The sequence below is a fragment of the Endozoicomonas sp. GU-1 genome, from assembly GCF_027366395.1.
In the GTDB taxonomy this organism is placed as follows: domain Bacteria; phylum Pseudomonadota; class Gammaproteobacteria; order Pseudomonadales; family Endozoicomonadaceae; genus Endozoicomonas.
Genome location: NZ_CP114771.1, coordinates 2572295 through 2587779, shown reverse-complemented (window position 1 = coordinate 2587779; position 15485 = coordinate 2572295). Strand labels below are relative to the sequence as shown.

Here is a 15485-nt window from a genome sequence, read left to right as displayed (position 1 = left end):
GGTCGTGAGTGATCCTGAGCACGTATCCCATAAAAAGTATAAAAGACCTTCCTTATTGAATGAGATATTGAGGCTATGGCGTGATGCCTCCTTCAGACCGCTGTTGATGCAGGGGATTGTGGTGCTGTTGGTGGTGATGCTCGGTGTCTGGGTGATCAATAACACCATGAACAACCTGGAGCATCGGGGCATCAGCACCGGATTCGATTTTCTTTCCCAGGAAGCGGGCTTTGGCATTATTCAATCGCTGGTGGCCTATGACGAATCCCACAGCTACGGCCGCACCTTTGTTGTAGGCATACTCAATACCCTGCTGGTGTCCGGATTAGGCATCTTCTTCGCCACCCTGCTGGGTTTTCTGGTGGGTGTTGCCAGACTGTCGTCTAACTGGCTGCTGGCCAGAATGGCATCGGTGTTTATTGAAACCTTTCGCAATATTCCATTACTGCTGCAAATCTTTTTCTGGTATTTCGCCGTTCTGGCGGCGTTACCCCATCCCCGGCAAAGTTATGCCCTCGGGGATACCATTTTTTTAAATCTGCGTGGTCTTTTTCTGCCCAAACCCATTATTGAGCAGGGGCTGCTGCCGGTTCTGGTCAGTTGCCTGGTGGCCATTGGTCTGGCGTTATTGTTAAGGGCCAGAAACCGGCAGAGAAGAGTGGCAACCGGTAAGGGCATTTCCGGTGCGCCCTGGTATATGGCTGCACTATTAATGGGCGTTCCTGCGCTTGTCTGGCACTTTTCTGGTGCATCGTTGGTTCTGGATACGCCAGCGCTGAAAGGTTTTAACTTCCGTGGTGGTATTGCCATCATTCCTGAGCTGGGCGCATTGTTACTGGCCCTGACCATTTATACCGCTGCCTTTATTGCCGAGGTAGTGAGAGCCGGTATTGAGTCTGTCCAGAAAGGGCAGAAAGAAGCTGCCGCATCACTGGGGCTAAAGCCAGGGAAAGTGTTGACCCTGGTGGTGATTCCCCAGGCGATGAAGGTGATTATTCCACCATTGACCAATCAATATCTGAATCTGGCCAAAAACTCTTCACTGGCGACAGCGATTGGTTATCCGGACCTGGTCAGTGTCTTTGCCGGCACTACTCTGAACCAGACCGGGCAGGCGGTGGAAGTGATTGCCATGACCATGGCCGTTTATCTCACCATCAGTTTGAGTGTATCTCTGCTGATGAATATCTATAACAGACGTGTGGCGCTTATCGAGCGGTAAGGTTGAGAGAAATGATCAGTCACGATAGCAACATGATCCCTGCCCGTGAGCCACCGGCAACAGCCGTCGGTGTACTGGCATGGGTAAAAATTAATCTGTTTGCCAACCCGCTGAGTGCGCTGACCACGCTGCTGATTGCTTACGGTCTGTATTTATTGGTACCACCGCTGGTGCAGTGGGCATTTATCGAGGCTACCTGGTTTGGCACCGACAGCACTGCCTGCAGCAGTGACGGGGCCTGCTGGGCTTTTATCACCGCAAGGCTTGATCAGTTTATTTACGGGTTCTATCCAGAAGAACAGCAGTGGCGGGCAGATCTCTTTTTTGCTCAACTGGCCCTGTTGATTGCCTGGCTGTCGTTTAAAGTGACACCCGGTAAAAAGTGGGTGTTGGGCTACAGCCTGGTACTGATGCCGGTGGTTTCCTGGTTTTTGCTTTATGGCGACCTGTTGGGGCTTGAGAAAGTGGAGACCCATCAGTGGGGCGGGGTGATGCTGACACTGTTGCTGGCACTGTGCGGGATGATCGCCTCTTTACCATTCGGTGTGCTGCTGGCCCTTGGCCGTCGTTCCAATATGCCGGTCATACGGTCTTTATGCACCGGGTATATTGAACTCTGGCGGGGTGTTCCCCTGATCACTGTGCTCTTTATGGCCTCGGTCATGCTGCCACTGTTTGTGCCGGAAGAGGTGGTGTTCGATAAACTGCTGCGGGCGCTGATTGGCATTATTCTGTTTCAGGCGGCCTATATGGCGGAAGTGGTGCGAGGTGGGTTGCAGGCTATCCCCAAAGGACAGTTTGAAGCGTTTAACAGCCTTGGCCTGAGTTACTGGCAGGGGATGATTATGATTATCCTGCCCCAGGCCATGAGACTGGTGATTCCCGGGGTGGTAAATACCTTTATTGCCCTGTTTAAAGACACCAGTCTGGTACTGGTTATCGGCTTGTTTGATCTGCTGGCCATTATTCAGGCCGGGCTGAATGACCCCGCCTGGCTGGGTAACTCCATAGAGGGCTATCTGTTTGCCGGGCTGGTTTTCTGGGTCTTCTGTTTTGGCATATCAAAGTACAGCCAGCGACTGGAACAACAATTACAGCGATAATGAAATCAGGGATGCCAATGGTATGAGTGATTATCTTGATGAGCCTCGTCTGCAAAAGCCATTACCGAAAAGTGGCCAGCCAGAGGTGACGATTCAGCGTGAAGCCGCTGTTGAGCAGGCCAGCCTGATTGAGATCAGTGGCCTGAATAAATGGTATGGTCAATTTCATGTGCTGCGTGATATTAACCTGAACGTTAAGAAGGGAGAGAAGATCGTTATCTGTGGGCCTTCCGGCTCCGGTAAGTCCACATTGATCCGTTGCATTAATTGCCTTGAGGAGCATCAGGAAGGCAGCATTGTGGTGGATGGCACCCGACTGACCAATGACCTGAAAAATATAGAAACCATCCGTCGTGAAGTGGGGATGGTATTCCAGCAGTTTAATCTGTTTCCACATCTGACCATTCTGGAGAACTGTACACTGGCACCTATCTGGGTCCGTAAGCAGTCAAAAAAGGCTGCGGAAAAGGTGGCCATGGAATACCTGGAGCGGGTGAGGATTCCGGATCAGGCCAATAAATATCCCGGACAACTGTCTGGTGGCCAGCAGCAGCGGGTGGCGATTGCCCGAAGCCTGTGTATGAATCCGGAAGTCATGTTGTTTGATGAGCCCACATCTGCCCTTGATCCGGAGATGATTAAAGAAGTGCTGGAGGTTATGGTCGAGCTGGCGCAGGAAGGGATGACCATGCTCTGTGTTACCCATGAAATGGGCTTTGCCCGGACGGTGGCTGACCGGGTGATCTTTATGGATGAAGGTCAGATTATTGAACAGGCTCCGCCGGAAGCGTTTTTCAGCAACCCACGTTCAGAGCGAACCCGCAGGTTTCTTGGGCAGGTGTTGAATCACTAGTCCTTCGTTTTTCTCCACTTGAAAGATCATTACTGGAGAAAGCACATTAACCGCTTGGTGATTATCGGTGTCCAGGCTGGAGTATGAGTTGCTTATTTATCTGATGCTAGGTGCTTCATAATTTGCATAAATCCTACTTTGTGGTACGTTTTTTGTTAAAATGCAGGATTAAATATGGAATTTGTAGAAGCCAGCATATTTACCAAAATCATCACCCAGCTCATGTCTGATGATGATTATCGAGCCATGCAGGAAGCCATGATCGCACAGCCTGATATAGGCAGTGTTATCAGGGGTACTGGGGGGCTACGGAAGTTCCGCTGGAAGTTGGGTGACTCGGGCAAGCGAGGAGGTGTGCGAACCATCTATTACTGGCAGGTACATGAAGAGACCTTCTACATGCTGTATGCCTATACCAAAAACCGGCAAAAAGACTTAACAAGTGTTGAGAAAAAAGTACTTTCAGAACTGGCGAGGGAGTTTTGCAATGAGCGACCATGAATTTAACTTTGATGAATTGGTGGAGAGCGTCAGGGAAGCGATTGACATTAATAAAGGCATTAAGAAACCTTCACGGTCGTTCAAATATGAAGAGATTGATGTCTTTGCTATCAGGAAAGCAACACACCTTTCGCAGGAGAAGTTTGCGGCGCTTATTGGGGTGAGCATCAAGACAGTGCAGAGTTGGGAACAAAAGGTGAGAAAACCGCTCGGGCCAGCCAGATCGCTACTGATTATGTTTCGCAACAACCCTGACCAGGCAATGGCTCTACTTCATCAATCAAGATAGACCCTTTAATCAAAAAATACCGGCACGAATGGTTCACGCCGGTATTTTATGCCACTTGGCAATCGAACTTAGAACTTGTAGCGCAGAGTGGCGTGCAGTGCCCAGGCATTGGTGTCGTACTTGCCAGAGGGAGATTTTGATGAACTAGTTTGTTGACCACCACCTTTTACCGAATCGTTTTCAGCAAAGTTGTATTCTGCGCCCATATCAAGTGCCAATTTGCCGCCCATCAAGGTAGTACCTGCACCCATGGTAAAGGTATGAGCACCAGCAGGAGTAGAGAAGGTTGGAGCCGCGAATTTTTCTGGCGTCACGGCTGTTGTGTAGATATAACCCGCTCGCAACGCCCAGTTGTCCATGCCAGTGTACTCAGTAGCAAAGCGGAAGTTCCACTGGTCATCCCAGTTAGTATTAATGCTGTCAACAGACAGATTTCCTTCACTGCTGACAAACTTGATCGCTTCAATAGAGCTGTACTGCGACCAGGTAACTTCACCAAACAGCTTCCAGTCATCATTCAGGGTGTAGTCCACACCTGTGGAAATCTGGGTTGGTAATGCTGTTTCAGCGGTAGCGTTTACGCCTGCATAGTCCAAAGGAATCATCCCACCAAAACCCGGTGCCCCCGATTCAAAACTGGCTTTACCGTCTGCTTCTATACTGACATCTGAACGGTAATTCAGACCCCAGCCCCAGCGGTTATCATCGGAGCGATACATCGCGCCGAGACGTAAACCAAATGTGTTAAAGCCAGAGAGGTCGTTATAACCCACGAGCGCACCAACAGTACCACCACCAACAGCAGAAGCCAGATTAATATCAGCCAGGGCATAGGTAATACGGTAGGTGCCACCGATGGACCAGTTGTTATTGATCTGGTATGCCAGGGCCAGTCCGGCTTCCATTATCTTGATATCGGTTGAATACTCGCCAGTCATTGGTGCGAGACTACCAACAGTAACCCCTTCATAACTGGTATTAGAACCACCGGCACCGTAGAACCCATAACCCATAACCAACTGGTCATTCAGGCGATAAGCACCCGTCAAACCGGCATTGGGCACAAAGTTTCTCTCACCTTTCATATAGGTGTCACTGCCAGCGGCAGGACCATTGGTCTGAACAAAGGTAGGGGACACATTCAAGGCAATTTCATTGCCCTCAAGACGGGCCAAACCAGCCGGGTTGTAGAAAACGGCACTGGAAGTATTAACGGAAGAAACAGCGGCACCCGCCAGGGCAGCGTATTTCGCGTCCCACATGGTCGCTTTTTCAAAGCCACCTGCAACGGCATTACCGGTGAATACGGCAAAAGCCAGAGAGGAAAGAACAAATAAACGGCCTTGGCGCGAAACCATAGACATGAAACTCCACAAAAGTCTATTGAGCAGTACTCTGACCAGTCGCTTCTTGAAATCGACCGTCAGTGGATGATACCGCTAAGAAAGAAGCACGCAGAAAATGTGCCGCATAAAACTGACAGGAATATTATTCAGATTTAAAAAAAGTTTCTGTTATGTTTTGTTTCTAACATGTTGTAAATTTTAACTTTTTTAATACTTTATCATCTTAGTAAAGTAGAAGCCGAGATAGGGGTACGCGTTTGTAAGCGGAAAACCGGCACAAAGACCTGAGAGACGGTTATAATTGCATTTTCATAATCATAAAGCTCAAAGAACCCCGCAGGCATGACAGATACGGGAACGTTATCGCCTAAAGGCGACATTACCGTTCAGCCAGGTTACATAGGACTCACCGGAATGTGTGGTGCTCAGTTAAGCCCGTCTTGTTCGTCTTCTTTGTCTTTATCATCATCATTGGCTTGTCTGATTGGAAACAATTTCTTTCTCAGAGAACCAAACAGATCATTGGGGTTGGGTGTCTGCTCTTTTTTTTCCTTTGCCTCTTTTTTTGCCTCTTGGATTTGTTGCTCAATATCCTTGTCGCTGCTCTGACGTTTGTTTTCCATGGCGGTAGCAGCGCTTTTCAGGGCTGTTTTGAATATCTCACTGCCAAAGAAGCCCTGGTCGGATGGCTTGCTTTTAGCTACGTTACCTGATTCCGTTTTGTTTGCATTGTCTGGGCTATTGGCCGGAGCAGAGCTGGTTGATGCCGGAGCCTTCCTGGTCCTGGCGGACAAAATTTCCTGGGATATTGGTGGAGGTACTGGTGGTGCAGCGGGAGCCAATGGCGTTGTGGCTTCATTGTTCAAAATTGGCTGAGCGGTTTCTCCCGGTTCTTCTGGAGAGAGGGCAGCATTTATGTTGTTCAGGTCAGCGGTTACATCCTCCGGGAGCTGGTCATCAGATACCGACGAGTCTGTGATGTCGTCAGCATCCATGGTATCTGAACTTCTTCTCAGCATCTTTGCCACGGCGGCTTCCAACTCTGCTTTAAACTGGGCATCGTTAAACGTCTTGTTACCGGATGATGTGTTTTTCGTTTCGCTCTTTGGTACGGCAATGTTATTGGTTGCCTTGCTATTCGTCTGGGAAGAGCTTCTCTGCCCGGCCGGTAACGCATCCGCCGCAGGGAACGGTGGAAAGGAAACCGTTGTTTCAGCAGGCTTGTAACCGTTGGATGATAGTGCCGACTGGGAGGGCTGAGCCGTTTCTTCCATTGCTCTGTTTCTTGCCGCTACTTTTTCCATCAGTTCATCGATAAAGGGAAGGTGGCTATTTTCCAATCTCTCCGCCGTCTTAGCCCATTTCCTGGCAACATTGCTATCCAGAGTGTCAACTTCTTCCGGTGTTTTTGGTCTTCTGTCGGCCAGTTTTTTGGTCAATTCCGCCATCAGTTCGGGGTGACTTCCGGGCCGAGAGGCTTTTGGTGTGTTTGCCGTATCGTCATTGGGTGAAAGTGTATCACTGGTTTGTGTGCTATTGCCTTCGATTGGCTGGTTTGGCTTAGTTGATTTTAGTTCCCTTTGTCTATTTTTTAGCTCTCTGAGCAGTGCTGCATGCAAGTTTTCTTGTTTTTCTGGCTGTCGGACTTGTGATTTGGCCGTCTGTTCCGTTATCGGGTCCGTTGACGACTCTGCCTGTTGCAGTGCCATTGCCTGCTCAACGTCAGATTGCTCTGCCGGGATAGAGGCTGTTTCCCGGATTTCTTCCCGGGCGAGGGGTGGTGCTGGTATCGTTTCCGGCAAGGGGGAGTGACTATCAACGGGCACTGTTTCCTGCGGACTCTCTGTACTGTCTGGTACGGCGTCAGTTTGCTCTTTCTGAGCTGAAACGGGCTCGGTGACAGCGCGGTCTTCTTCTGTTGGAACACTCTCGGTATGTTCAGCTGCGGGAGTGCTTTCTTGTTCTGTCTCCTGAATAAGTGGAGTGCTTTGTACGACGAAGCCAGTAGCCCGCTGCTGTGGTAAAGCCGGTTTGGCCTCCTCAGGCTGAGGTGAAGCGGCGGTTTGCGAACTATCCACTGAAGGGAGTGGCACTGGATAAACCGGAGTTGCTTGCTGAGTGTCTTCAGGTGGATCGGTGACTATGGGGGCAGTTTGCTTCTGCGCACCGGAAGCAGTTGTTGTGGTTAAGTCTTGCTCTTCAGGGTGAGCATTACCCTTCTCAATACCCGGAGAATCTTCTCTGGCAGTGATAGCCGAACTTTCCCCTGTTGCTGGCCGGGCGCTTGTATCATGGTGCCTGGTCTCGACATAGCTTTTCTCAACGGGGTTTCGATGATGAACGGTGATTGCACACTTTCTGTTACTGAGCTTGTCAAACGCCTGTGCGCCTTCCCCCTGGCCCAGGGTTTCTCTGCCCGTAATCTCGTTGTCGTTGCGCACAAGGGACTGCCTTATTTCTTCGGCTTCACTGGCACTGGCTTCTGTATTGGCGTACTGCTGATCTTGACGCTTAAGGGCATCAATGGTTTTTTTCATTAACTGGTCAAGATTCTTCTGGTTCTCCAATTCATCGCCCGGGGGGATCAGGCTCAGTGGTTTTTCGGACTGAGACTTAAGGGTGATTTTAACGCTAAGGCCAGCTGGGAACTCCATACTCTTAAGCATTGCCAGCACCTGCTCAGGGCTATCAGCTTGAGCTTTATCCAGCGCTTCCAGCGAAATACCGACGACTTTCCTGGCGTTAATGGCACCAAGAACACTGTCTGCCCGTTGCAGTAAATCAGTCCGTTCCTGCAAAAGTTTTGCAGCCTGGCTATCCGGTTTATTCTCTTTTAAACCCGTCGTGTGATGAGCGGGTACCTGGGTCGCTTCTGTTTTTAGCGGCGATGGACTGTCTGCACCGGTTACCACGCTTTTCTGTTCCGCCAAGTAGCTTGTGGTATCGGCATTTTCAATTTTCCTGCCTCTATGGCTACCAACCGGTGCCTCCGCCTCTTTTGGCGTTGGCTCATAATTGGTGTGGACAGGGCCTGAACCCCCGACTCCTGGCGTTTGGTGACAAAGTGGGTTTCTGGGTAGTTTGAACATAATTAAGTAGGCTGGCCGGTAATATTGTTAGTGATATCGGCAGCAGGAGAAAATTGTTACCGGTCAGCTTTATTTAGCTGACCGGCTTTTTTATGTATTTTCTGTTCTATCTCCTTCCCGGGTGAAAACCCATTCTTTATCCGAGGACATGGCCTCATTAAAAGCATAACCTTCGTAGTCAAAACTTTTCATTTTTTCTGGCTGGCCAATATTGTGGTCGATAATGTAGCGACACATCAGGCCCCGGGCTTTTTTGGCGTAGAAACTGATGATTTTGTATTGACCGTTCTTCCAGTCTTTAAATACCGGCGTAATAATCTGGCCATTAATCTGCTTTGGCTGAACAGACTTGAAGTATTCATTGGACGCGAGGTTGACCAGTACCTGGCTCTTCTGACTGGCCAGTTCGTTGTTCAGCTGCTCTGTAATCCTGCTTCCCCAGAACTGGTAAAGGTCTTTCCCCCGCTGATTGGCAAATCGCGTGCCCATTTCCAGACGGTAAGCCTGCATTAAATCCAGCGGGCGAAGCAGGCCATAAAGGCCAGAGAGAATTCGCAGGTGTTCCTGGGCAAATGACAGCTGCTGATCATTCAGTGTTTCTGCATCGAGACCGGTGTATACATCCCCCTTGAAGGCCAGTACCGCCTGCTTGGCATTATCCGGACTGAACGGTGTTGACCATGCCTGGAAACGGGCGGCATTGAGCTGGGACAGCTTATCACTGATGCTCATCAGGCCGCCAATCGCTGCCGGGCTTAATTCACGGAGCTCTTCAATCAGCAGGGCGGACTGGTCAAGAAAGTCTGGCTGAGTGAATTTTTTTGTTGTGGACGGCGTTTCGTAGTCCAGGGTTTTTGCTGGAGAAATAACGAGCAGCATTCAACACTCCCTGATTTTTCAAACTGTTGGCAATGATGACAATAGTAGAGCAGCGAGCGTTCCTTTAATAGGGTCGAGTATAAGGATTTCAACAAACATTGGTTGAAACAGAACCACTCCTCATCAGGATAGCTGTTACCACTCGGGTTAAGGCATTCATCAGCGAGATTAAAGGAAATGTTGAATTATTTGCACCGAGATTGAGGCGGCCATTGATGTTGTAAAAACGGTCTTTAGTTATTTCCGTTTTATTGGCCTCAGGATACAATTTCGAGCTTAATTTTCCTTGCTCAATATGATTAAGGTAGCACTCATTATGATTAAACAAACTCTGCCTGAAGCTTTCATATCCTTCTTCTCCGGGCTGTAGTCCTGTCCAGTAAACCAGCTCTTGTGCAGCACGTTGTAGCCATTGGTGATAACCCGCATCGGTGATTTGCAGCTTCTTCTTTAGATAGTTTTCCGGTGGGTTTACTGACTCAATTAAACGTGCTGTCTCTGTAACAGCTTCGGGGTTTTGGTAATGATAATCTTCAAATTGCTGGCGCAATCGTGAACGGATTAATAATGCCGCCAGAATATTTTCACAAATGGCATTAGCCAGTGCCAGATTTTGTGTAGTGGAATGTGTGTGTGCAGTCATTAGTGTCTTTATGCTGAAACAAGCTTTTGATCTGGCCAAAAAACTCATAATCTCCAATATCCCGAATTCCACAGTACCCTAAGTCAGGTTTCCCTGTGGCATCGGTATTCCAGGCACCGAAAGTACCAGGGTGCACCCCGTTTCGTTCGTTGAAAGCATTGTGCAGAGCAATCCAGCGCCGGGTGCTGACGGTATTATGGAAGGCAGGTAACATGCTGGTGAGAATCAGACCCATGCTGGCCAGAAAGCCAGCATCGTGGCAGGCATCAAGTATGCCTTGTTCAGGCTTTTTGCAATAAATATTGGTCAGTGCCTGAATCGGGGAGGTAACCGTATTTTGAATAATCCGGAGGTGCTGCGTAAGAAAATGCATTAATAAACCGTTCTCCACTGTACTCATAAATGTCCAATGCGTCAGGAAAGTTTTTGATGGTCGTCTCCAAATACGGATCCAAAGGGATTTTCATAAATCCTCGGAGTGTGGGTAATTCACTTTTAAAGTACCGTTGAATATCTGGATGGTTATGAATATTAGTGGTTGGCCAAATGGAATCGTATTTGCTGGCTAAGTGGGCAGTTACTATGCAAGGCACAACGCAGGGAGCATAGCCGTAGCTATGTGACCGGAGTTGTAACGCAGCAGAGTGACTGATCACTTAGCCAGAAAATACAATTCATTTGGTTAACTACTTAATGAGGTATGAGGTTGATAATTGATGCGCTCAATTAAATTAATCAAATGTAATTTGTCATCAGTGCTTTTTTTAGCAATCTCAATAAGTTCTTTGATAAATTCTGGTGATGGTTCTTTTAAGGCAATATCTAAAAGAGTTGTAGTTCTGTATCGGCTTGGGATTTTAAAGTAGGCCTTGCAATTTTTTTTGATGGCTGAGATCCACATATTCAATGTGAGCGTGTAAAGCTCATCTGTTTTCATGTCATCAGGGATATATTCGAAGGCATCACCTTCAGAAGAAATACAGGCGATTTTATGAAGCTCTTTCAACTCTTCTTTGCTGAGGTGCTTAGGTAGATATTCTATTTTGTAACCCTTATCAAGGTGCAGGCACGCTTGTTTACACAAATCATAAGTTTTAAATCTGTCAGGGATATAAGCCAATGCCGAAGCGTTAAATGCAGTGGCCATGCCATACAGCTCGCCACGATCTTTATCGGTCAGCGATGAGGGAAGTGCTTCCAGTACCCTGTAATCTGTTTGACACGCTATACGATATAAATCAAGCGTTTTATGCCGGTTTGGGATGTACCGGAAATAAAAACCATCTTCTTCACAGGCAGCCTGGCTCATCTCAGGTGTTATCATATCATCCGGAATGAATTTAATCGCACCACGGTCAAATTCAAAGGCCGACAATAACAATTCTTTTCTATTTGGATGGTCTTGTGGAATAAGGTCGCATATACCTGAGGTTGTTTTACAGGCACGAGTTAGCATATCGTCTGTGATGTAACCTTTGGGAATATATTGGAGAAATTCTCCTCCCTTTAATGAACACAGTGGCTCAAAAAAACCATTATTTGACCATTCTGATAGTACATGTTCGGGTACGTATTTCATCACGAGGCCAGAAACAGCATTTTCACAAACTAATTGACATAGATCAGCATCTTTAAAGTCCAAAGGAACATATTTCAGGTTTCTGCAATCAGATAAACAGGCAATTAAGCAAAGATTTTTAGTAAGTCTATCGGCAGGTATTTCACTTAGCCAAAAGCCTGGAGCCTTCAGAGCGATCTCAAGATCATCATTGTCAAATTTATGAAGGTCCATTTCGGGAAGGGGGCAACGGAAGTAATTAAGTAATATTTTATAGTCAGTGAAAGGAATAGGGGTGTTTTCCTTTCTCTCAACATACCTTGTTATCGCAGCTTTCAATTCAGGATTCAATTTGCCCTGATCCGGTTTTTGAAGACAAGGATGATTAGCCGCAGTAACATGAGATTTTGGCGAGGTGACACCGCTGGCACTACGTGAACTCAGGTTCAGTTTATCAGTGTTTTGAATATTATATGGAGATTCATTTATAAAAAATCTCTTCATGTTTTGAGTTGCATCAGTACTAGCAGTAATGTTTTTTGAATTACTGGTTGTTGGATGCAATTGATTGATTGAACTCGGGTATGTGAAAGGATCTGATGTAGGATTCACAATAACTTCCCTCTAAAGTTGATTTGTAATAGGCGGCGCGGCAATTAACAAAGAAAATGAAATACTGTCACTGTATTACAAAGCCTGAGATTATGTATGATTCGAATAACCGTTAAATGATGGACTTCTTATCAAATTTTGTAAAGTATCTTACCAATCTATTGGTTTGCACAGTTTGTGAACTATTTGATTGCTATGGAGGTTCTAAAGTTCCTTTACTTCGTCCTTACTCAAAAATATAGAAAGCCCCGGCTGTTAAGTTCCAGGGCTTTGTAGTGATGGCAATGAATGAATCAAAGATGGGTTTCAGCATACGCTGCCAGTGGTGACCTTGGTACGCCCTGAAGCTGCATTGAACCTCCATGGGGGAAATGCTTCAGGCGCTCAGTCATATAGGTTAAGCCGGAGCTGGTGGCGGCCAGATAAGGGGTGTCGATCTGGGCCAGGTTGCCAAGGCAGATCACTTTACTGCCGACACCGGCGCGGGTGATGATGGTTTTGATCTGGTGGGGAGTCAGATTCTGACATTCATCAATGATGATCAGACTCTGCTGGAAACTCCTGCCACGGATGTAGTTCAGGGATTTGAAATGCAGCGGTACCCGGTCGAGTATGTACTCCACACTGCTGTTGGTGGATTCGTCATCATTGTGCAGTGCTTCCAGGTTGTCGGTTATAGCGCCCAGCCAGGGTTCCATTTTTTCAGCCTCGGTACCTGGCAGGAAGCCAATGTCTTCATCTAGTCCCCGGGTGGAACGGGTGGCAATAATTCTCCGGTATTGTTTTGTGGCAATGGTCATTTCAATGGCAGCTGCCAGGGCCAGAATGGTCTTGCCAGAACCGGCGGCACCATTGAGATTCACCAGATGCACATCTGGGTCAAGCAGCAGATTCAGGGCCATGGCCTGGTTGATGTTCAAGGGTCTCAACCCCCAGGCTTCCTGATGCATCAGGCTTTCTCTGCTGTAGTGTTGAAGACTTACCTGATCGTCCGATAGGTCAATGACTTTTGCTACAAACCCCTGGTCGTCTAAAAGGAACTTGTTGAGATACAACTCTTCGGCAAACTCACTTTTATCCAGGGTGTGAATGGTTTTACCATCAAGCTGTACTGTTTTTACTTCATTGACCCGGTCCCAGAAGTTGCCTTCATAGTGGATATAACCTTTGGTCAGTAAGCCAATATCACTGACCAGCTGGTCACTGTGATAGTCTTCGGTAAGAATACCGCAGCCCCTGGCTTTGAGGCGCATATTTATGTCTTTGGTGACCAGTATGAACTGCCGGTCCGGATGGGCTTTCTGATACTGACAGATGTCGTTAATTATCTGGTTGTCGTTGTTACTGCTGGGGAGTGTGGTGATTTTATCGTCGGCATGACTCATCATAATGGAGAGTGTGCCGGATGTTTCCTTGCTGTGGCTTCTCTGGATAGGGACTCCCTGCTCTATCTCCGCAGGGGTTGCAGTACCCAGAATATTATCAATCAGTCGTATGGCCTGACGACAGTCGGCGGCTATGGTTTGTTTGCCGTTCTTGAGTTTGTCCAGTTCTTCCAGAACGGTGATGGGAATGATTACCTGATGTTCTTCAAAGTTGAGGATAGAGTTAGGATCGTGAATCAGGACGTTACTGTCCAGTATGTAGGTGGTTGTGATGGGTGAGTTTTCTGGCCTGGTTTCCAGGGCATGTCCCATAGGCAGCTCCCTTGTCTGTTTTTGGGTTACTCATATTTGATTCTTATCGAAAAAATTTAATCCGGCAAGGCTAAATTTCGATGAAGAATAAAAAAAAAATTTTTCTCCTCCTAAAGGGTTTAAATTGATGTGTTTTACTCTTATGCTTGAAAAGATATATCGTATTTTTTTATAAAAATTTTACTGTTTTTTTGATTGATATTTCTTTTAATTCTTACTGTTCTCTCCCATGTCAGCAGGCGAATCGTTAGTATTCGCCTGCTCTGTTAGCTTATCGGTGCTTAGTGTTTCGGGGATCAACAAGAAGCTGTTCCGGTGGGTAGTCCTTCTTCAGTTTATCCCCCAGCAGTGCTTCAAGATCCGGAATCAGAAACGAATCATCTTCACAGGCAAAGCTAATGCTGGTTCCGCTCGCCCCCGCTCTCCCGGTTCTGCCAATCCTGTGGACGTAGTCATCAGGGTCTTCAGGCAGGTTGTAGTTGATCACATGGCTGATTCCGTCAATGTGGATGCCGCGGCCAGCAACATCGGTAGCCACCAGTACTGAAATTTTTCCGGAGCGGAAATCTTCCAGAGTTCTGAGGCGCTTGTTCTGGGGAATTTCGCCGGAGATTTGGTCTGCCCTGATCCCAACCTTTTGTAGCTGTTCGGTCAGCTTGCGGGTCTGGTCCCTGCGGTTGGTGAAAACAATGACTTTTTCCAGCTGGTGATGGTTAATCAGGTTTACCAGCAGGGGAAACTTCTGCTCCGATGAGAGAATGTAAACCTTTTGTTCCACCGTGTCGGTGGCCACACTGTCAGGCTCAATCTCAACCTTTACCGGGTTCCAGGTCCACTGTTCTCCAAGCCTTAATACATCATCTGTGAATGTCGCCGAGAACAGCAGCGTCTGACGGTCTCCAGGTCTTGGCGTCATGCGGATAATACGCCGTACCTGCGGGATAAAGCCCATGTCCAGCATGCGGTCCGCTTCGTCGATCACCATGACTTCAACCAGGTCCAGAAACAGGTCTTTACGCTCACAGTAGTCCAGCAGACGCCCGGGCGTGGCAACGAGAATATCCACATAATTTTCGCCGATACGTTTACGCTGTTTCTCATAATCCATACCACCCACCACGGTGACAACGTGCAGCGGCAGGTATTGGGTCAGGGCTTCAGCGTCCTTACCGATCTGCAATGCCAGCTCCCGTGTGGGGGCGATAATGACCGCGCGTGGCTCGCCCAGGTAGCGGGTATCCGGTGCCGGGGTGTCAATCAGCTGCTTGATCGTGCTGATCAGAAATGCTGCCGTTTTACCGGTTCCTGTCTGCGCCTTGCCGATCGCATCCCGACCCGCCAGAGTGCTGCCCAGCACCTCTGCCTGAATTGGTGTGCAGTACTTGAAGCCCTGGTCAGCAATCGCATGCATCAGTTCGTCGGGCAGGGCAAAATCATGAAAGCGGGTCTTTTCAGGGTCAGGCGCTACCTGGAACTGATCAATACTCCAGCTTTCCTGAGCCCGGGCAGGACGGTCTGACTTTCTGCTGCTTGTCCGCTTCGGACGCTTTGATGATTTGACGTTGTTTCTGGAATGCGCAGCCTGTTTTTTGCTGCCGGAAAGCGCTTTCTTCCCTTTTTCAGGGGAAGCGTCTTTACTCGCGCTGCTTTTCTTAAAAAATCCTAGAAAACCACTCAATGCCTTAATCTCGTT

13 protein-coding genes are annotated in these 15485 nt (G+C 48.0%); 5 read left to right on the top strand and 8 right to left on the bottom strand.

Going from position 1 to position 15485, the window contains the following annotated elements:
• The first annotated feature begins 55 nt into the window (after positions 1-55).
• The 5 genes from O3276_RS10675 (at position 56) to nadS (ending at position 3968) form a co-directional block, all read left to right on the top strand.
• Positions 56-1222: an amino acid ABC transporter permease gene (locus O3276_RS10675; protein WP_442876597.1), complete on the top strand. Its 1167-nt coding sequence runs from the start codon at positions 56-58 to the stop codon at positions 1220-1222.
• A 14-nt stretch (positions 1223-1236) separates the two neighbouring features.
• A complete protein-coding gene (locus O3276_RS10670) occupies positions 1237-2325 on the top strand; it encodes an amino acid ABC transporter permease (protein WP_442876596.1) in 1089 nt (362 codons plus the stop codon).
• Positions 2276-3178 (top strand): amino acid ABC transporter ATP-binding protein, encoded by a 903-nt coding sequence (locus O3276_RS10665; protein ID WP_442876581.1) that lies wholly within the window; start codon positions 2276-2278, stop codon positions 3176-3178. The genes O3276_RS10670 and O3276_RS10665 overlap by 50 nt, the downstream gene beginning before the upstream one ends.
• Positions 3179-3352: 174 nt before the next feature.
• Positions 3353-3679, top strand: a complete 327-nt coding sequence (locus O3276_RS10660) for a type II toxin-antitoxin system RelE/ParE family toxin (RefSeq protein ID WP_269675606.1) — start codon at positions 3353-3355, stop codon at positions 3677-3679.
• The gene (gene nadS, locus O3276_RS10655; protein ID WP_269675605.1) at positions 3666-3968 is read left to right on the top strand and encodes a NadS family protein; all 303 of its coding nucleotides are present in this window, start codon (positions 3666-3668) and stop codon (positions 3966-3968) included. The genes O3276_RS10660 and nadS overlap by 14 nt, the downstream gene beginning before the upstream one ends.
• A gap of 68 nt (positions 3969-4036) precedes the next feature.
• Here nadS and O3276_RS10650 read toward each other — a convergent pair whose 3' ends face one another.
• The 8 genes from O3276_RS10650 to rhlB all read right to left on the bottom strand — a co-directional run bounded on the left by O3276_RS10650 (position 4037) and on the right by rhlB (position 15470).
• A complete protein-coding gene (locus tag O3276_RS10650; RefSeq protein ID WP_269675604.1) occupies positions 4037-5326 on the bottom strand; it encodes an OmpP1/FadL family transporter in 1290 nt (429 codons plus the stop codon).
• A 413-nt stretch (positions 5327-5739) separates the two neighbouring features.
• Positions 5740-8403: a hypothetical protein gene (locus O3276_RS10645; protein WP_269675603.1), complete on the bottom strand. Its 2664-nt coding sequence runs from the start codon at positions 8401-8403 to the stop codon at positions 5740-5742.
• A gap of 90 nt (positions 8404-8493) precedes the next feature.
• The gene (gene yaaA, locus O3276_RS10640) at positions 8494-9282 is read right to left on the bottom strand and encodes a peroxide stress protein YaaA (protein ID WP_269675602.1); all 789 of its coding nucleotides are present in this window, start codon (positions 9280-9282) and stop codon (positions 8494-8496) included.
• A gap of 88 nt (positions 9283-9370) precedes the next feature.
• Positions 9371-9925 (bottom strand): hypothetical protein, encoded by a 555-nt coding sequence (locus O3276_RS10635; protein ID WP_269675601.1) that lies wholly within the window; start codon positions 9923-9925, stop codon positions 9371-9373.
• The gene (locus O3276_RS10630) at positions 9879-10298 is read right to left on the bottom strand and encodes a hypothetical protein (protein ID WP_269675600.1); all 420 of its coding nucleotides are present in this window, start codon (positions 10296-10298) and stop codon (positions 9879-9881) included. The genes O3276_RS10635 and O3276_RS10630 overlap by 47 nt, the downstream gene beginning before the upstream one ends.
• Positions 10299-10607: 309 nt before the next feature.
• Positions 10608-12095, bottom strand: coding sequence for a hypothetical protein (locus O3276_RS10625; protein WP_269675599.1), 1488 nt, complete (start codon positions 12093-12095; stop codon positions 10608-10610).
• A gap of 293 nt (positions 12096-12388) precedes the next feature.
• Positions 12389-13792 (bottom strand): PhoH family protein, encoded by a 1404-nt coding sequence (locus tag O3276_RS10620; RefSeq protein WP_269675598.1) that lies wholly within the window; start codon positions 13790-13792, stop codon positions 12389-12391.
• A 271-nt stretch (positions 13793-14063) separates the two neighbouring features.
• Positions 14064-15470, bottom strand: a complete 1407-nt coding sequence (gene rhlB, locus O3276_RS10615; protein WP_269675597.1) for an ATP-dependent RNA helicase RhlB — start codon at positions 15468-15470, stop codon at positions 14064-14066.
• Between the last annotated feature and the right edge of the window lie 15 nt (positions 15471-15485).